The following is a 17,661-nucleotide window of genomic DNA, read 5'->3' as shown; positions in this document are numbered from 1 at the left end:
TCCATGAGGTCGGACAGAACAGGGCCGTTTGCCATGCAGCACAGGGATATCTGGCGGGGAATAGACCAGTTGGCAGCGCATCACGGGCTGTCGGCCTCGGGCCTCGCGAAACGCGCAGGCCTGGACCCGACGACGTTCAATCCCTCGAAACGCGAAGGCGCTGATGGACGACCGCGCTGGCCCTCGACAGAAAGCCTTGCGCGCGTGCTGGCCGCGGTCGGCAGCGGGTTCGATGATTTTGCCGCCATGGTGGAGGGCCGTCGCGGCGGCCTCGCGCCGCTGATCGGCTTTGCGCAGGCAGGGCAGGACGGCTTTTTTGACGATGCGGGCTTCCCGGTTGGCGGCAGCTGGGAAGAGGTGCGGTTTCCGGGGCTCGGCGACGAGCCGGTCTATGCGCTGCAGATCAGCGGGGATTCGATGGAGCCGGCCTATCGCGCGGGCGACCGGATCATCGTTGCGCCGGGCGCCGAGGTGAAGCCGGGCGACCGGGTCGTGGCCAAGACGACCGGCGGGGAAGTGATGGCCAAGGTGCTGGCGCGGCGCAATACGCGCACGGTGGATCTGGCCTCGCTGAACCCGGACTATCCGATGCGCAGTTTCAAGCCGAACGAGATCGCCTGGATCGCGCGCATCCTGTGGGCGAGCCAGTAGGCCATGACATATCTCATTCTCAAAGCGCTGATATCCGGTATCCTGATCGCGGCCGTTTCGGAGATTGCCAAGCGCAGTCCCGGGTTCGGGGCATTGGTGGCCTCGCTGCCGCTTGTGTCCGTGCTGGGCATGATCTGGCTGTGGCGCGACAAGCCGGATGTGGCCAATATGGCCGATCATGCCAGCGCCACGTTCTGGTATGTGTTGCCGTCGCTGCCGATGTTCCTGCTGATCCCGGCCCTGTTGCGGCAGGGATGGGGATTCTGGCCGTCACTGGTAGCGGGATGCCTGCTGACAATTGCGCTCTACCTGCTGATGACGTGGATCGGCCCGCGATTCGGGATCAAGCTTTGACCACCCTTTTCCGCAGGGAGAGGGGACACGTTCTGCACATGACCCCCGGGAAGTGCTTTGCATGTTCCGTGAAAGCAGGCGAATAGGCTGACATGACCGATACCCCCTATGACGAACCCACACCGCAAGTCTCGCTGGACCCCGATGACTGGGACGCCTTCCGCGCGCAGGCGCAGCGCATGCTGGACGCTGCCATCGACCGGATGCAGGCGAGCCGGCAGGGCCGCGTGTGGACCGAGCTGCCGGACGCGATCAAGGACACGCTGAAGGCACCGCTGCCCCGCGCGGGCTGGGGCATGGAGGACGTGATCAGCCGGATGGAGACCCTGTTGCCCTATGGCGCCGGCAACACCAATCCGCGCTTCTTCGGCTGGGTGCACGGTTCCGGCACGCCGTCGAACATCCTGGCAGAAATGGCGGCCTCTTCGATGAATGCCAATGTCGGCGGGCGCGACCATGGCGCGATCTATGTCGAGAAACAGGTGATCCGCTGGTGCCGCGAACTGTTTGAATTTCCCGGGACCGCCAGCGGTATTGTCGTGTCGGGTACGTCGATGGCGACGATCATCGCGATCAAGGTGGCGCGGGATGCGCGACTGAGCTTTGCGAGCCGCAAGGACGGCGTCTGCGGCCATGGCCTGGTCGGCTATACGTCGACCGAGACGCATTCCTGCGTCGCGCGGGCGTTCGACCTGGTTGGCCTCGGCACGGATGCCCTGCGGCGTATCCCGGCGAATGACCGGTTCGAGATCGACATGGACGCGTTGCGGGCGGCGATTGCGAAAGACCGCGCTGCGGGGCTGACACCTTTCATCGTGATCGGCACGGCAGGCACCGTGAATGTCGGTGCGATCGATCCGCTGGAAGACCTCGCCGACCTCGCGAAAGCGGAAAACCTGTGGTTCCATATCGATGGCGCGTTCGGCGCGCTGGGTGTGCTGTCGGAACGTGCGCGGGGCCGCCTGACCGGGATCAAGCGGGCGGACTCACTGGCCTTCGATTTCCACAAATGGATGCACGTCAATTACGATGCCGGCTTTGCCCTGATCCGGGACGAAACGCTGCACCGCGCCGCGTTCACCGACCGGCCGGACTATTTGAAGGCCAAGGAGCGCGGGCTGGCAGGCGGGAACCCGTGGCCGGTGGAATACGGGCCAGAACTCTCGCGCGGTTTCCGGGCGCTGAAAGTGTGGGCGCAGCTGGCCGAGTTCGGCACCGAGCGGCTGGGGCAGATGATCGACCGCAACTGTTATCAGGCGTCATACCTGGGCGAGCAGGTTGCCAAGACGCCGGGACTGGAATTGCTGGCGCCGGTGGCGCTGAACATCTGCTGCTTCCGGCATGTGGTAGATGGCCTGCCGGGCCCTGTGCTGGACGCGATGAACGACGAGATCGTGATCCAGTTGCAGGAGCAGGGCATCGCGGCGCCGTCGACCACGCAGCTGCGCGGCCGGACAGCGATCCGGGTGAACATCACCAATCACCGCACGGCGCGCAAGGACCTCGATATATTGCTGACCGAGATCGTTCGGATCGCCGCATCGCCGGAAGTGGCCGCGGTGCGGGAGGCGGCGCAGAAAGCCTGACGGCAGCCATACTCGCGAACCCGTGTCACAAAACCAGAGGCTGTTTCGTCATAGGAGCAGCAAGAAGGAGATGGCCGATGTGGCGCGGAATTTTGATTGGCGTGGCGATACTTAATCTGGGGTTGGCCGGCTATTTATGGTTTGCCCCGCATGCCTGGTACGAACGCACGCCCGGCGTGGCGATGATGGGGCCATTCAACCTGCATTTCATCCGGGATGTGGCACTGGCCTACCTGGCCAGTGCGGCCGCGCTCGGCTGGGGCGCCTGGGAGGGCGACGTCACGGCTGCCGTATTCGGCGCGGTCTGGCCTTGTTTCCATGCCCTGTTCCATGTCTGGATCTGGCTGGGGCGCGGCGTGCCGTTCGATGAGATCGCGCTGGTCAACCTTGTCGGTATCCAGTTTCCGGCCTGGCTGGCATTGATAGCGGCCTTGCAGTTCCGGTCCGGGAGGGCGACGCAATGATCGCCTGGTTCCTGAACAGGCAGGCGCGGGCTTTCGGCAAGCGCTACGACTATGACACCGCCTATATGCATGCCGTGATCAACACGTCGCCCAAGGCAGGGCTGCGCATGGCGGCGTTTCCCTATGCGACCGGCTTTCGCGGGCCGCCGGCGGCAGGCGAAGTCATGGCAGGCGCAATGCTGGCCTCGACACTGGACGGCGATTGCGGGCCGTGCGCGCAGCTTGTCGTCAACATGGTGATGCAGGCCGGCGGCAACCCGGCAAGACTGCAACTCTGCGCCGAAGGCCGGGATGCCGAGGCGGCGAATGTCGGGCTGGGATTCCGGTTCGCGAAGGCGGCCATTTCGGGTGATCCGGTCGCGGATGACCTGCGCGAGGAGATTGAGGCCCAATTCGGGAAAGAGGCGGTCGTGGCCGCGTCATTCGCAGCGGCGACGGGGCGTTGGTATCCTGTGTTCAAACGCGGCCTGGGCCATGGCACGGCCTGTACGCGGCTGCAATTTGGCGATGCGCCAGTGGAGGTGCGTAGAGTATCATGAACCTGGCGACGACGATCTTCGAAGCAGAGCGGCCCAGACTGACGGCGCTGTGCTACCGGATGCTGGGTGAGCGGGCGGAAGCCGAAGATGCCGTGCAGGATACGTGGCTGCGCTGGTCGCGGATCGATCCGGAAGCGATTGACAACCCGTCTGCGTGGCTAAGGCGAACTGCAACCAATATCGCGATTGATGCGCTTCGCGCGGCGCGGGCCAAGCGGGATACCTATCCTGGGCCGTGGTTGCCCGAACCGCTGTTTGCTGCCGGGGCGCAGGCGGCGGGTGCCCGGTTCGAGATTGCACAGGAATGCGAACTGGCGCTGCTCTGGGCGATGGAGCGTCTGAGCGCAGCGGAGCGGGCGGCTTTCATCCTGCGGGAAGCCTTCGACGCAGGGTATGACGAGATAGCAGCAACATTGGGAAAGTCGGAGGCCGCATGCCGCCAGTTGGTCAGCCGGGCGCACAGGCGGTTGCAGGAAAGTGGACCGCGATTTGATGCGCCGGATGACCAGGTGCGTGAGTTGATCGCGCGCTTTCTGTCGGCTGTTGCAGCGGACGATTTCGAGACAGCGCGGCAATTGCTGGCGCCGGACGTCGTGGCGCTGAGCGATGGCGGCCGCAAAGCGAGCGCAGCGCTGCGGCCGCTTGTGGGCGCGCAGGATATACTGACGGTGTTCGGGTCCGTGATGCGCAGGTCGGGCGCGGCAACGGACTGGCGGCTGGAAGTGGTAGAGGTCAATGGCGCGCCGGCGCTGGTGCGCTGGCTGGACGGACGGATCGACTTCGTACTGACGCTGGCGCCGGATGCGTCGGGACGAATCGCCTGGTTCTACATCATGCGCAATCCCGACAAGCTGCCGCGCGCTGGCGCCTACCAGTAGGTTTCCATGATTTCTTTTGCCCAGCCGGGTTCGCGCAATTCCCCGCGCGGCTGGAAGCCGGACATGACGGGTTTGATGTCGAGCACGGGTGTGCCGTCGATTGCGTCGAGCCCCTTGATGGAGAGGACAGTGCCGTCGACGGAAAGGATCTCGCAGATCGTGGCGCCGAGGCGGTTCGGGCGGTTCTTGCCGCGCTGGGCGAAAATGCCGATCTTCGGCCAGTCTGTGTTGCCGCGCGGGTAGCGCGCGCCGGTGACGATCTTGTCGTCGGGCACCTGGTCGAACAGGAAAATCACTTCGGCATGGGAGAAGGTATCGAGACCCATCAGGGCCCCGGCATCGAACACGGCGGTATCGAGTTCAATGCGGGCGGGGACGGAATCCCAGTCATCGTCGATAGCTTCCGTGCGATCGCATCGGACGTGGCCGACAGGCTTCATCAGGAACGGGTCAGTCATCGCGCGCCTCCTTAGTAAAATTAATGGATACAAACTTACCGGGAAATCCGGATTTGGCCCATCCTGTAGATTCTCCGCTTGCCGCAGGGTCAAAGAAGCGTCACAAACGCTGACCATGGATTGGGGCAAATTGAAATCCTTTCACGCGGCAGCCGAAGCGGGCAGCCTGACATCTGCGGGCGAACGCCTCGGGATATCGCAGTCGGCTGTGTCGCGCCAGATTGCGGCGCTGGAGGAGCAACTGGGCGTGTCCCTGTTCCAGCGCCATGCACGCGGATTGGTGATGACTGATAGCGGGCACACGCTATTCCGGTCGACGATGGAGATGGCAGCAGCTGCCGCGATGGCCGGCACCGCGCTCAAGGACCAGCAGGAAACCCCGCAAGGCGAGCTGATCGTGTCGGCGCCGGTGGCGTTCGGGTCGACATGGCTGGTGCCGCGCCTTGGCAGTTTTGCGCGCAAGCACCCCGACCTGCATCTCGACCTGCGTCTTGAAGACCGGGAGTACGACCTCCTGAAACTGGAGGCCGAATGTGCGATCCGGCTTTGGGCGGCGGACAAGGCGGACCTGATCCAGCGCAAGCTCGGCACGGTGGCGACGAACCTCTATGCATCGCCCGAATACCTGAAGCAAAAGGGCGTGCCGCGTACGCCGCAGGATCTCGATAATCACCGCATCATTGCCTATGGCGACGAAACCTCCCTGCTTAACGTGATGAGCTTTGCCTGCCGGGTGGGCCGCGATGACAGCCCGCCGCGCCCGGCCTCGCTGAAGCTGAACAATGTCTTCGCGATGCTGCGGGCTGTGGATGCCGGGCTCGGTATTGCCGATGTGCCCGATTACATGGCGAGCGCGATGCCGCGGCTGGTGAAGGTGCTGCCGGACCATGTCGGGCCGATCTTCGATCTCTACTTCGTCTATCCGAGCGACCTGCGCCGGTCCAAGCGCGTGGCGGCGTTCCGCGACTTCGTGACAGCCGAGACGGAGCCGCTGCGGCGGCCATCCATGCACCAAAGCTAAGATTACAGTTTTGTTAAATGCATATTTGCATGGGTGGGCTGCGGTCATGCAGCTTGCACCGCAGGCCACAATCCCTATTTAGCCTGTATGCCAAGGGCCCCGGGCATTTCCCAATCTCCTCCGATTGGGCGTTTCCTCCCCCCTTCGGGGCCCGATACTCAAACCCGGCGCGTTCAATCGCAGCCGGGTTTTTTTTGCCCGGGATTTTGGGGGTAACAGGGTGCTGGTGTCAGCCGCCGGTCATGTGACTGTAAAAGATCGATGCTCCAATTGCGATAAGGACGAGCCCGCCGCCGATCTCGGCGCGCTGTCCGAAGCGGACACCGAGCGCCGGACCGATGGAGAATCCGAGCGCACTGACGAGGAAAGAAGTAAGGCCGATGGCGAGGGCGAGCCAGGCGCTGGTGCCGGCAAGCGCCATGGCGACGCCGACAGCGGCAGCGTCGATACTGGTGGCGATGGCTGTCAGGATGGTGCCGAAGGCGGTATTGCGGCGGGGCAAGGCGTTGTCGCCGGAGACCTCATCGGGGCCAGCGCGCAGGCCCTCGCGGACCATAAGCGTGCCGATGGTGGCGAGCAGGGCCAGAGCGATCCAGTGGTCGAAGGCCTCGGCATAGGCGGCGATGCTGTGGGCCAGCCACCAGCCCAGCAGGAACATGAGCCCTTCGCTCAACCCGAAGACAGACCCGACGCGCATGGCCTGGGCCGCGCTGTGCGTGCGCTGCTGGGCGCCGCGCGCGAGGGCGGCGGCGAATGCGTCTGTCGACAAGGCGAGGCAGACAAGGGCGAGGGTCAGGATTTCGTGCATCGCGAAGCGCGCTCTTTGAAAAGGTCAGCTCCGCGGTGTCATGAAACGGGCCGGAACGCTAGAGGTTGGCGCGCAGCATCCAGGCGGTTTTTTCCGCAATGTCGGCACGGCGGGTCATCAGGTCAACGGTGACGATATCCTCGTTTTTCTCGGCGATGTTGAGGCCGATCTTCGCGGCCCGGCTGATCGCTTCATGGCCTTTGACAAGATTGGAAATCATGGCGTCGGCATCCGGCACGCCATTGTCCGGCTTGATGGTTGCTTCTTCCAGCATTTCCGAGGAGGAGCCCGGTGCGAAATGGCCAAGGGCGCGGATGCGTTCGGCAATCTCGTCGAGCGCCGTCCACAGCTCTGTGTATTGGGTCATGAACATGGTGTGCAGCGCGTTGAAGCGCGGCCCGCTCACGTTCCAGTGGTAGCCGTGTGTCTTGACGTAGAGCGCATAGGTTTCGCCAAGCAGGACGCGCAGCGCCTGAGCGGACAATTCGCGGGATTTTTCGTTGAGGCCGATATCGATAGGCATGTCTGTCTCCTGTTTGCGTATTGGCTATAGGCAACAGGTGGGTAATCGATCCCCACGATACCAATCGATTCGAAATCATACGGCTATAGAAACTGCCTATACCAAAGCGGCGCAGAAGCGCTAAATCCGGGTGAGCGCTTCGGTCAGGGCTTCGGTTGAAGTGGCATAGGAAATCCGGAATGCGGGAGACATGCCGAACGCTGCGCCGAACACGACGGCGACTTTTTCCGTTTCCAGCAATTCGGTGGCAAAGTCTTCGTCAGTCTCGATCACTGCGCCGGATGGGGCGGTCTTGCCGATCACGCCGGCGCAAGACGGGTAGACATAGAAGGCGCCTTCCGGCGTCGGGCAGTGCAGGCCAGCGCACTTGTTGAGGCCGGCAACAACCATGTCGCGGCGCTGCTGGTAGACCGCGCGGCGTTCGGCCATGAAATCCTGCGGGCCGTTCAGCGCTTCGAGGGCTGCATACTGGCTGATCGAGCAGGGATTGGACGTGGTCTGGCTGATCACCTTGCCCATCGCCTTGATCAGTTTTTCGGGCCCGGCGGCATAGCCGATACGCCAGCCGGTCATGGCATAGGCCTTGGAGACGCCGTTCATGGTCAGTGTCCGGTCGTAAAGTCCGGGCTCGACCTGGGCGATCGTCCAATATTCGAAATCGTCATAGACAAGGTGTTCGTACATGTCGTCGGTCAGGATCCAGACCTGCGGGTGGCGCAGGAGGACATCGGCGAGGCCGCGCAGCTCGGCCCTGGTATAGGCGGCACCGGTCGGGTTCGACGGCGAATTGAGGATGATCCACTTGGTGCGCGGCGTGATGACGGCTTCCAGCGCTTCCGGCGTCAGCTTGTAGTTCGAGTTTGGTCCGCAGGGGGCGATGACGGGTTCGCCGCCGGCCATGAGCACCATTTCCGGATAGGAGACCCAGTAGGGCGCAGGTACGATGACTTCGTCGCCGGGATTCATCGTGGCGACAAGCGCGTTATAGATGACAGGCTTTCCACCGGGCGCGACATGGACCTGGGACGGTTTGTAGGTCAGGCCGTTTTCGCGGGCGAACTTGGCGCAAATTGCCTCTTTCAGTTCCGGGATGCCGTCGGCTGGCGTGTACTTGGTCTTGCCCGTGCGGATCGCCTCAATCGCTGCATCCTTGATATTGTCCGGCGTATCGAAATCGGGTTCGCCGGCGCCGAGGCCGATCACGTCATGCCCGGCGCGCTTGAGTTCGGCCGACTTGGTGGTGACGGCGATCGTGGCGGAAGGCTTGACGCGGGCCAGCGCGTCGCTGAGGCGGATTTCTGCGGACATTATCTGTGTATCCCGAAGTGGAGCGTACGCTGTTTGTGACGGCTTGGCCTTAGTCTGCGTGGGCTCAAGGGGCAAGCTTTTCCCCGATCCGGCACCATGCGGCGGCGGGACGCAGGGCCTTGCCGCGTGGAGGCTGATTGCTGCGGAATTTTGCCAATTGTGTAAATTTTACCGGATTTCTTTGTGAGAATTTCAACCATGACTGCAATTATACAACATCGTGGACCCGGTTTCGTATCCGGGGCCAAGTTTTGAAGGAATGTCCAGAAGTCATGGCTGCATCGTCAAATTCCGCATTCATGGAAAACCTGTGGAACCTGATCGTAAGGGAGGCCGAGAGCGGGGCGCATGATTTCGCGATCTGGACCGCCCGGCTCAGCGATGGCGAGCGTGTCGTGGGCCTGTGCGTGTTTGCCCTGACCATCCTGCTCCTGATGATGGGGCCAACGAAGAAGCGCACGGCATCGCGAGGGAAGGGGACACAATTCACTTTCGCGCTGGCCATCGTCGTGATTTTCGGGTTCGGTGCCGGCTGGATCCTGGACGGCGGCGCCGGTATGAGCGATTTCATGTCGAACCTGTTCTAGGTCTCGCATCGACGGCGCTCAGGCGCTATCTGTAGGACCATGGAATCGCAGGACAATGACGCACCCACGCTTCGCGGCGTCGACGTCATCAAGGACAACCTGAAACGACTGCCCGGCCGGCCCGGTGTCTATCGCATGTTCGGCGATGGCGGCGAGGTTCTGTATGTCGGCAAGGCCCGCGACCTGAAAGCGCGGGTCGGCAACTATGCGCGCCTTGGCGGGCATACGCAGCGGATCGCACGGATGATCTCGATGACGCGGCGAATGGAGTTCGTGGTCACCGAGAGCGAGACCGAGGCGCTGCTGCTGGAAGCGAGCCTGATCAAGAGCCTGAAGCCGCGCTTCAACGTGCTGCTGCGCGACGACAAGTCGTTTCCCTATATCCTGATCCGGCGCAATCATGAGGCCCCGCAGATCAAGAAATATCGTGGCGCCAAACATAATGAAGGTGATTATTTCGGGCCGTTCGCCAGCGCCGGAGCGGTGATGCAGACATTGGACACGTTGCAGAAGGCGTTCCTGCTGCGCACCTGCGAGGACAGCGTGTTTAATGCCCGTACCCGGCCCTGCATGCTGCACCAGATCAAGCGCTGCTCGGCGCCATGCGTCGGCCTGATTTCGAAGGAGGACTATGCTGAACTGGCTGACGAGGCGGCTGACTTCCTGCGCGGGAAGGGGGGCGATCTGCAAAAGCGGCTGGCAGAGGAGATGGACGCAGCAGCCGAGGCGATGGAATTCGAGACGGCGGCACGGTTGCGCGACCGGATCCGGGCGCTGGCGCATGTGCGCGCGACACAGGACGTGAACCCGGACGGGTTGGAGGAAGCAGACGTTTTCGCCATCGCCATCGAGGGCGGTGTCTCCTGCGTGCAGGTGTTCTTCATCCGGGCCGGTCAGAACTGGGGCGCGACCGCGCATTATCCGCGCCACGAACGCGACCAGACGGTGGAGGAAATCCTCGCGGCCTTCCTGGTGCAGTTCTATGACAAGCGCCCGCCGCCGAAGCTGATCCTCGTCAACGAGATGCCGGAACAGGCTAGCTTGATCGGCGAGGCGCTGGAACTGAAGGTCGACCGGAAGATCGAGATCAGGCGCCCCGAACGCGGGTCGAAACGCGACCTGGTCGAGCAGGCGACCCGCAATGCGACCGAGGCGGTGACGCGCAAGCTGGCCGAGACGGCGAGCCAGGCGCGGCTCCTGGACGAAGTGGCGAAAGTCTTCGATCTGGACGACGTGCCGCAGCGGATCGAGATCTACGACAACTCGCACATACAGGGCGCGAACGCCGTCGGCGGCATGGTCGTGGCCGGACCGGACGGGTTCATCAAGCAGGCCTATCGCAAGTTCAACATCAAGGATGAGACGATCGAGCCGGGCGACGATTACGGCATGATGCGCGAAGTGATGCGCCGCCGGTTCGCGCGTGGCCTGAAGGAAAAGGCCGTGGGCAACGACCGCAACTGGCCGGACCTTGTCCTGATCGATGGCGGGCTGGGGCAGCTGAACGCCGTGCTGGAGGCGTTGGCTGAGCTGGGCCTCGGGCCGGAGGACGTGACGCTTGTGTCGATCGCCAAGGGCGTCGACCGCAATGCTGGGCGCGAGCAATTCTTCCGGCCCGGGCGGGCGCCTTTCAAGCTGCCGGAAACGGCGCCGGTGCTCTACTACCTGCAGCGCCTGCGCGATGAGGCGCATCGCTGGGCCATCGGCGCGCACCGGGCGAAGCGATCGGCCGATATCGTCCGTTCGCCGCTCGACGAGATCGAGGGCATCGGCCCGGCGCGCAAGAAGGCGTTGTTGCAGTATTTCGGTTCGGCGCGCGGCGTTTCGCGGGCAAAGGTGGCAGACCTCATGGCGGTTGAAGGCGTGAACGAGTCGCTTGCCGAACGCATCTATGGGCACTTCCATAGCGGATAGGCTTGGGCGCCCTGCTGGTTGCAGTTGCGGTGTATCCAGTCGATGATCCCGTATTGGTGACCGGAGACCCCAGATGAGATTCACGCCGCTTCGTACGATCCTGCTCGCGATAACCGCCTTTGTTGCGGTCAGCTTCCTGGGCGGGTCAGCAATGTGGTCGGTGCTTGGATTGGCGCCGAATCTGACGATCGAGGGCAATGCAGAAATTGTGCGCCCGGTACAGGCGGCAGAAGGGCAGGCCTGGACGGCCTATGGCGGCGACAAGGGCGGTACCCGGTATGCGACGGTGGACCAGATAACCCCGGACAATGTAACCGATATCGATATCGCGTGGACGTTCCGGACCCACGCATTCGACGGCCGGGAAGAGGCCAGGGCCGACGCTGCGTTCGAGACGACGCCGATCCTCGTCGAGGGATCGCTGGTATTCTGCACGCAGTTCCAGGATGTGATCGCGATTGATCCCGGCACGGGGACCGAGCGCTGGCGCTACAGTCCGGGTGTCGACACGAATAGCAACCCGGCGAACCAGTTCACCTGCCGGGGTGTGTCCTATTGGCGGGACGCATCGGCGGAAACGGGGTCAGCATGTGCCGCCCGTGTGTTCGTGGCAACGCTGGATTCGCGACTGATTGCGCTTGATGTGAAGACAGGCATGCCGTGTACGGACTTCGGCGATGGCGGGGCGGTGAACGTCAAGCCGAGCATGGACCTGCGCTGGCCGGGCGAATACCAGATCACCTCGGCGCCGGCGATCATTGGCGATACGGTGGTCACGGGCTCGGCGATCAGCGACAATCTTCGCACCGAGGCGCCGCTCGGCACGGTCCACGCATTCGATGCGCGAACGGGCGAGGCGAAGTGGAGATTCAACCCGGTGCCGCAGGACCTGGCCGATCCGGCACAGGCGACCTGGGCTGACGGATCGGCGGCGCGGACCGGGCATGCAAATGTCTGGTCGACAATCTCGGCGGACGAGGCGCGCGGCCTTGTCTTTCTGCCGACCTCGAGCCCGAGCCCCGATTATTTTGGCGGCAACCGGATCGGCGACAATCGCTATGCCAATTCGGTCGTGGCGCTGAATGGCGAGACCGGGGACGTGGTGTGGAGTTTCCAGACCGTTCACCACGATGTCTGGGACTTCGACTTGCCGGCCCAGCCGGGTCTTTACCAGGTCTGGCGTGACGGCGCGCCGCATGACGTGGTGGCGCAGGTGACCAAGTCCGGTCTCCTGTTCGTTCTGGACCGTGACACGGGCGAACCCTTCCTGCCCGTCGAGGAGCGGGCGGTTCCGCAAGGTGCCGTTGAGGGCGAAGTCCTGTCGCCGACGCAGCCTTTCCCGGTGGCGACGCCGAATATCGTGCCGAACACGCTGAAGCCGGGCGATGCGTTCGGCATCACGCTGTGGGACAAGATGGCGTGTGCGAAGAAGATCAGGTCGCTGCGCCGCGATGGCCTGTTCACACCGCCCACCGAGCAGGGGACGCTCGCCTATCCGTTCCAGGGCGGCGGCGCAAACTGGGGCAGCACGGCTTACGATCCGGCGCGCAACCTGCTGGTCGTGAACATGAGTTCCATTGGCGCCTTCGTGAAGCTGTCGAAGAAGGATGGCGATGAGGCCAAGACCTACGCGCTGGACGATGATGCCGAATTTGCGCCGATGGAAGGGGCGCCCTTCGGCATGTCGCGGGGCGTCCTGATGTCGCCGTTGGGCTTGCCCTGCACGCCACCGCCATGGGGCGTGATTGCCGGCATCAGCCTCGATACGGGCGAGATTGTCTGGCGCCAGACGATCGGCACGACAAAGGACCTGGCGCCGGGAGGCCTGGCGCTGAAGATCGGCACGCCGAACATAGGTGGCCCGATGATCACGTCGTCAGGCCTCGTTTTCATTGGCGCAACAATGGACGATTACCTGCGTGCATTCGATGTCTCGACCGGGCGCGAACTGTGGAAGGGCCGCCTGCCGGCGGGCGGCCAGGCGACACCGATGAGCTACCGACATGATGGTCGGCAATATGTCGTGATCGCAGCAGGAGGACACAGTTCGATGGGCTCGAAACAGGGCGATACGCTGGTGGCGTTCGCGCTGCCGGACTAGGCGGTTCACGCCAGCGCGATCGCAGATCGAGCCTGCAGTCGTAGACGCAATGACCCTACTGAACAGGGATTCTTAACGGTGATGAACGAATGTGGCGGCATGCCATAGGGCGGGACATTCGCAGGCCCGCCATTGCAGCAACGGACGATTATCGTCACATTAGTGTCATGAAACTGACTGGTGCCAGCCTGAAACAGGAGATTGCCGACTTTGTGCGGGGCACCTGGCTGCGCCCGCCCACGGCGCAGCAGGTGGCAGCGCTGTGCTGGCGACGTTCAGGCGAGGGCCATGAAGTACTGCTGGTAACCACGCGGGGGCGGGGCCAGTGGATGGTGCCCAAGGGCTGGCCGAAGATGGACATTCCGGATCCGGACATGGCCAGCGTGGAAGCCTATGAGGAGGCCGGCGCGCGCGGTAGCGTCAAACCGGATCCAGTTGGCAGCTTCCATTTCGAGAAGCGCATCGGACCGGGGACGGTGATGGAATGTGAAGCGACTGTCTACGCGTTGGAAGTCAGCGGGCTTGAGCCGGAATTTCCGGAGTCCGGCCAGCGCGAAGTGGAATGGTTTTCACCCGGCGAAGCGGCGGCCAAAGTGGCATCGCCAGAGCTCAGCGACCTACTGAGCCGGTTCCGGCCCTGAGCGCCGGGACGCAACTTACAAAAATCCTCATAAAACCTGTCAGGTAATCCTGACAGGCAGCGGAAAGCCGTGCTAACGCGCAATGCTGATACGGCCACCGAAGACGGATACCCAAGCGACATGCCACAGAACAGCGGAATGAAACCGACCCTCGACAAGGACCTCTCGAAGGTCGGGCGGATCGAACAGGCTTCCCATTCTGTCGGGCGTTCCTTGCTGATGCCGGGGCTGGCGCTGGTCTTCATCGCGGTGTGCGCCGTGTTCGCGACAACGGTGACCGGCAGCGCACCGGAATCCTATATCATTGTGGTCGCCGCAGCGATCGGGGCCTATATGGCGCTGAACATTGGCGCGAACGATGTCGCCAACAATGTCGGCCCGGCTGTCGGGTCGAAGGCGCTTTCGATGGTGGGGGCTCTGGCGATTGCCGCCATTTGCGAAAGCGCGGGGGCGCTGATTGCTGGCGGCGATGTCGTTGGCACCGTGTCGAAGGGAATTATCGATCCGACGGGCCTCAAGGATTCCAGTACCTTCATCCTGCTGATGATGTCGGCGCTGATCTCGGCAGCGCTTTGGATCAACCTTGCGACCGTCGTCGGCGCGCCGGTGTCGACGACGCACTCGATTGTCGGTGGCGTCGCCGGGGCCGGGATTGCGGCAGCTGGCATCGGGGCGGTCAATTGGCCGATGATGGGACAGATCGCGGCGAGCTGGGTGATCTCACCCGTGCTGGGCGGCATAATCGCCGCCCTGTTCCTGGCCTTCATCAAATCGGCGATCATTTACCAGGACGACAAGATCGCGGCGGCGCGGCGCTGGGTACCGATTCTGGTGGCCATCATGGCGGGCGCCTTCTCGACCTACCTGGCGACCAAGGGTCTCAAGCACATTATGAAGATCGATTTGCAGCTTGCGGTCCTGATTGGGTTCGGAGCAGCGATTCTGACCTGGCTGGTTTCAAGCCCACTGATCAAGCGCCAGTCGCAAGGCATGGAAAACCGCAACAAGTCACTGCGCGAATTGTTCAAGCTGCCGCTGATCTTCTCCGCGGCGCTGCTCTCTTTCGCGCACGGCGCCAATGACGTGGCCAACGCCATCGGACCGCTGGCGGCGATTGTCACGACCGCGCAATCGGGCGCCGTGGCGGCCAAGGTGGGCATCCCGCTATGGGTGATGGCGATCGGTGCGCTCGGCATTTCATTCGGCCTGGTCATGTTCGGCCCGAAACTGATCCGGATGGTCGGTGACCAGATAACCAAGCTGAATCCCATGCGGGCCTTTTGCGTGGCTTTGTCGGCGGCGATCACGGTGATTGTCGCCTCAGCGCTCGGTCTGCCGGTGAGCTCGACGCACATTGCCGTGGGTGCCGTTTTCGGCGTCGGCTTCTTTCGCGAATGGTACACGGCGAATTCCCGGCGCCGCCGCGACTATATCGCCCGCAATCCGCAAAACCCTGATCGTGAAACGCGCGAGACGAACGACCAGCCGCGCTATCGCCGCCTTGTGCGCCGGCACCATTTCATGACTATCATCGCGGCCTGGCTGGTCACCGTACCCGCCGCCGGGGCATTGTCGGCCGGGCTATACTTGGTTTTCTCGATGCTGGGATAGCGATTCGGAGTGCCATGACCCATTGCCCCCGCGGCCGGGCACTGGCACATGGGCGCAATGGATTTCAAATGGATACCGAATGCGCTGACGATTGCCCGCTGTGTGTTTGCGGGGCTTGTCCTGTGGGGAATCTGGAATGCGGAACTGGCGGGCCAGGCGGTTGCGGCGGCCACGCCAGACACGCCAGCCGATGATGTGCTGCGCCAGAACGTGATGCAGCAGCTTTGGCACCAGTTCGCTCTGCTGGGGTTCCTGTCCGGCGCGCTAACGGATTTTCTCGATGGCTATCTTGCGCGCCGCCTGAACGCGCAAAGCCGGTTCGGTGTATGGCTTGACCCGATTGCCGACAAGCTGCTGGTCGGTGCGGCGCTGCTCGGCCTCGCGATGGTACTGAAGACCTGGCTGATCTATATCCCTGCGGCTGCGATCATTGCGCGCGACGTGTTCATGACCTGGTTGCGCACGACACCGGCCGGCAAGGCGGTGGTCGACCCGTCAAATCTCGCAAAATGGAAAACCGGGTTCGAAATGGCGGCGATAATCGGCCTGATGCTGCCACTGGCCTTTGCCCCGGCCGACCTCGCCGTGGACGCGGGCGGCTCGACACCACTCGTGTTCCGTGTCGGTACTCTGTTGCTGGTTGGCATGCTGTGGATGGCTGCTGCCTTGTCTCTGCTGACGGGCTGGCGCTATATCCGCGCGGCCCGCGCCTGACATTTTCTGCGCGCACAAAAAAGACGCCGGTCCAGGGGAAGAAGACCGGCGTCCAATTTGCTTTTTTGGCGCGCCAGACAAGGGGAAGGGCCGGTTTGCCGCCAAAGAGATCATACTCGCGTGGCCGGGAGGGGAAGCAACCGACCACTTCCCTAGGGTAAGTCCGGGGTCTTAACGGTGCGTTAACACCCGAGGCAGAATTGGGGCGAAGATTTCCCAACACGGTCCGGGTTCTGCCCGTCATCGGCCGTATTCGGACCGGAAACCTAGGCACATGAAACAGCGTGTGCCCTCCAGGATAAAGTTTCTCGCCTTCATCCTGGCCGCGCTTGCCTTTCTTTGCCTTCCTGCCGTGTTTGCCTTCGCCGGAGCGGACGCGTTACCGAGAACGGCGCGTTCCGACGCGGCCTATGCGCAAAATGCCCCGTCCCTGCGGGCGGCGTTGCGGGCTGACGGTCTGGACCTTGGCCAGCCGGTGTATCTGCGCATTACCAAGCAACCGGCCGAACTGACGGCCTATATCGCAGACGATGCCGGCGCGTACCATGCGTTCCGGACCTGGCCGGTGTGCAGCGTTTCCGGGGAGCTGGGACCCAAGGAGCGGGAAGGCGACGGGCAGGCGCCCGAGGGGTTTTACACGGTCACGCCCGCTGCGATGAACCCTGCATCGCGCTTTCATCTTTCGTTCAATCTGGGCTTTCCGAACGCCTACGACCGGGCGCTTGGCCATACCGGGAGTTTCCTGATGGTACACGGCGCGTGTGTTTCGATCGGCTGTTTCGCAATGACGGATGCTGGAATCGCAGAAATCTGGACCCTGATGCAGGCCGCCTTTGACGGCGGGCAGGCATCGGTGCCGGTGCACATCTTCCCATTCCCGATGACGCAAGAGAACCTGCAGGTCCATGCGGACGACACACCTGCCGCATTCTGGCGGTCATTGGCCCCTGCATGGGACGCGTTCGAGGCCACGCGCCGTGTGCCGCGCGTCACGATGCAGGGCGGGGTCTATATGGTGCGGGCGGCCCAGTAGGGACTGGGGCCCTGGTCGCCATAGAGTTCGGCCAGACGCTGCCGTGTGCCGGGCGTGGCGCCATCCGGCGGGCTCAGCGGATCGACCCAGGCTGTTTCGGCGATTTCGCCAATCGATGTGGCTTGGGTCTCCTTCCATGTTCCGTGGGGAATACGGTAGAGCAAGACGTGGTCATTGCGGAAAACGTGATGGTTTGAATAGAAACCGATGAGCTGGGGCGCGCCGGTCAGGCGGATACCGCCTTCCTCAACCAGTTCGCGGCGCAAGGCGTCGATCGCCGGTTCGCCGCGCTCAATGCCGCCGCCTGGCATATACCAGCCTTTGACATAGGTGTGGCGCACGAGGAAGACGTGCCCGTCCGCGTTTTCAACGGCAGCGCGTACGCCGAGAGTCATCGGTCGGCGAAGCCGTGCATAAGTCTGGAACAGGCGAGTGCGCAGGTTGGCCATGGCGCATGGTAACCTGTCGAA

19 protein-coding genes are annotated in these 17,661 nt (G+C 63.2%); 14 read left to right on the top strand and 5 right to left on the bottom strand.

All coding sequences use genetic code 11. The features are described from left to right. The first annotated feature begins 33 nt into the window (after positions 1-33). From AC0L7I_RS01235 to sigJ, 6 genes are all read left to right on the top strand, one after another. Positions 34-651: a S24 family peptidase gene (locus AC0L7I_RS01235; protein WP_473399102.1), complete on the top strand. Its 618-nt coding sequence runs from the start codon at positions 34-36 to the stop codon at positions 649-651. Between the two features lie 3 nt (positions 652-654). Next, positions 655-1,005: a DUF3147 family protein gene (locus AC0L7I_RS01230; RefSeq protein ID WP_473397716.1), complete on the top strand. Its 351-nt coding sequence runs from the start codon at positions 655-657 to the stop codon at positions 1,003-1,005. Positions 1,006-1,097: 92 nt separating this feature from the next. Then, complete coding sequence (locus AC0L7I_RS01225; protein WP_473397715.1) at positions 1,098-2,591, top strand: pyridoxal phosphate-dependent decarboxylase family protein; 1,494 nt, start codon at positions 1,098-1,100, stop codon at positions 2,589-2,591. A gap of 77 nt (positions 2,592-2,668) precedes the next feature. Then, positions 2,669-3,055: a hypothetical protein gene (locus AC0L7I_RS01220; RefSeq protein WP_473397714.1), complete on the top strand. Its 387-nt coding sequence runs from the start codon at positions 2,669-2,671 to the stop codon at positions 3,053-3,055. Beyond that, a complete protein-coding gene (locus AC0L7I_RS01215; RefSeq protein ID WP_473397713.1) occupies positions 3,052-3,594 on the top strand; it encodes a hypothetical protein in 543 nt (180 codons plus the stop codon). Before AC0L7I_RS01220 ends, AC0L7I_RS01215 begins: the two co-directional genes overlap by 4 nt. After that, positions 3,591-4,472 (top strand): RNA polymerase sigma factor SigJ, encoded by an 882-nt coding sequence (gene sigJ / locus AC0L7I_RS01210; protein WP_473397712.1) that lies wholly within the window; start codon positions 3,591-3,593, stop codon positions 4,470-4,472. The genes AC0L7I_RS01215 and sigJ overlap by 4 nt, the downstream gene beginning before the upstream one ends. Here the strand turns inward: sigJ and AC0L7I_RS01205 are convergent. Further along, the gene (locus tag AC0L7I_RS01205; protein WP_473397711.1) at positions 4,463-4,930 is read right to left on the bottom strand and encodes an SAM-dependent methyltransferase; all 468 of its coding nucleotides are present in this window, start codon (positions 4,928-4,930) and stop codon (positions 4,463-4,465) included. The two genes, sigJ and AC0L7I_RS01205, sit on opposite strands and share 10 nt — an antisense overlap. Before the next feature lie 115 nt (positions 4,931-5,045). Between AC0L7I_RS01205 and AC0L7I_RS01200 the strand changes: the two genes are divergently transcribed. Beyond that, positions 5,046-5,951, top strand: a complete 906-nt coding sequence (locus AC0L7I_RS01200) for a LysR family transcriptional regulator (protein ID WP_473397710.1) — start codon at positions 5,046-5,048, stop codon at positions 5,949-5,951. 229 nt (positions 5,952-6,180) lie between these two features. Here the strand turns inward: AC0L7I_RS01200 and AC0L7I_RS01195 are convergent, their stop codons facing one another. From AC0L7I_RS01195 to AC0L7I_RS01185, 3 genes are all read right to left on the bottom strand, one after another. After that, positions 6,181-6,759, bottom strand: coding sequence for a manganese efflux pump MntP (locus tag AC0L7I_RS01195; RefSeq protein WP_473397709.1), 579 nt, complete (start codon positions 6,757-6,759; stop codon positions 6,181-6,183). Between the two features lie 58 nt (positions 6,760-6,817). Beyond that, entirely contained in the window at positions 6,818-7,282 is a 465-nt protein-coding gene (locus AC0L7I_RS01190; RefSeq protein ID WP_473397708.1) for a Dps family protein, read from the bottom strand. 120 nt (positions 7,283-7,402) lie between these two features. Continuing rightward, a complete protein-coding gene (locus tag AC0L7I_RS01185) occupies positions 7,403-8,590 on the bottom strand; it encodes a pyridoxal phosphate-dependent aminotransferase (protein WP_473397707.1) in 1,188 nt (395 codons plus the stop codon). A gap of 272 nt (positions 8,591-8,862) precedes the next feature. On the opposite strand from AC0L7I_RS01185, the gene AC0L7I_RS01180 reads away from it, so the two are divergent. The 7 genes from AC0L7I_RS01180 (at position 8,863) to AC0L7I_RS01150 (ending at position 17,191) form a co-directional block, all read left to right on the top strand. After that, positions 8,863-9,177 carry a hypothetical protein gene (locus AC0L7I_RS01180; RefSeq protein ID WP_473397706.1) on the top strand — a complete coding sequence of 105 codons (315 nt, stop codon included), beginning with the start codon at positions 8,863-8,865 and terminating at the stop codon, positions 9,175-9,177. A gap of 39 nt (positions 9,178-9,216) precedes the next feature. Next, positions 9,217-11,091, top strand: coding sequence for an excinuclease ABC subunit UvrC (uvrC, locus tag AC0L7I_RS01175; RefSeq protein ID WP_473397705.1), 1,875 nt, complete (start codon positions 9,217-9,219; stop codon positions 11,089-11,091). Positions 11,092-11,164: 73 nt separating this feature from the next. Further along, positions 11,165-13,192, top strand: a complete 2,028-nt coding sequence (locus tag AC0L7I_RS01170; RefSeq protein WP_473397704.1) for a pyrroloquinoline quinone-dependent dehydrogenase — start codon at positions 11,165-11,167, stop codon at positions 13,190-13,192. A 167-nt stretch (positions 13,193-13,359) separates the two neighbouring features. Next, positions 13,360-13,833, top strand: coding sequence for an NUDIX hydrolase (locus AC0L7I_RS01165; RefSeq protein WP_473397703.1), 474 nt, complete (start codon positions 13,360-13,362; stop codon positions 13,831-13,833). 120 nt (positions 13,834-13,953) lie between these two features. After that, positions 13,954-15,444: an inorganic phosphate transporter gene (locus AC0L7I_RS01160; protein ID WP_473397702.1), complete on the top strand. Its 1,491-nt coding sequence runs from the start codon at positions 13,954-13,956 to the stop codon at positions 15,442-15,444. Between the two features lie 57 nt (positions 15,445-15,501). Then, positions 15,502-16,158 carry a CDP-alcohol phosphatidyltransferase family protein gene (locus tag AC0L7I_RS01155; protein ID WP_473397701.1) on the top strand — a complete coding sequence of 219 codons (657 nt, stop codon included), beginning with the start codon at positions 15,502-15,504 and terminating at the stop codon, positions 16,156-16,158. A gap of 274 nt (positions 16,159-16,432) precedes the next feature. Further along, entirely contained in the window at positions 16,433-17,191 is a 759-nt protein-coding gene (locus AC0L7I_RS01150) for a L,D-transpeptidase family protein (protein ID WP_473397700.1), read from the top strand. On the opposite strand, the gene AC0L7I_RS01145 is transcribed toward AC0L7I_RS01150, so the two are convergent. Beyond that, positions 17,167-17,640, bottom strand: a complete 474-nt coding sequence (locus tag AC0L7I_RS01145; protein WP_473397699.1) for an NUDIX domain-containing protein — start codon at positions 17,638-17,640, stop codon at positions 17,167-17,169. The genes AC0L7I_RS01150 and AC0L7I_RS01145 overlap by 25 nt on opposite strands. Between the last annotated feature and the right edge of the window lie 21 nt (positions 17,641-17,661).

The sequence above is a fragment of the Hyphomonas sp. J20-32 genome (assembly GCF_055808555.1).
Note: the sequence above shows the minus strand (reverse complement) of the source record. Positions and strands in the feature narration are given on the sequence as shown.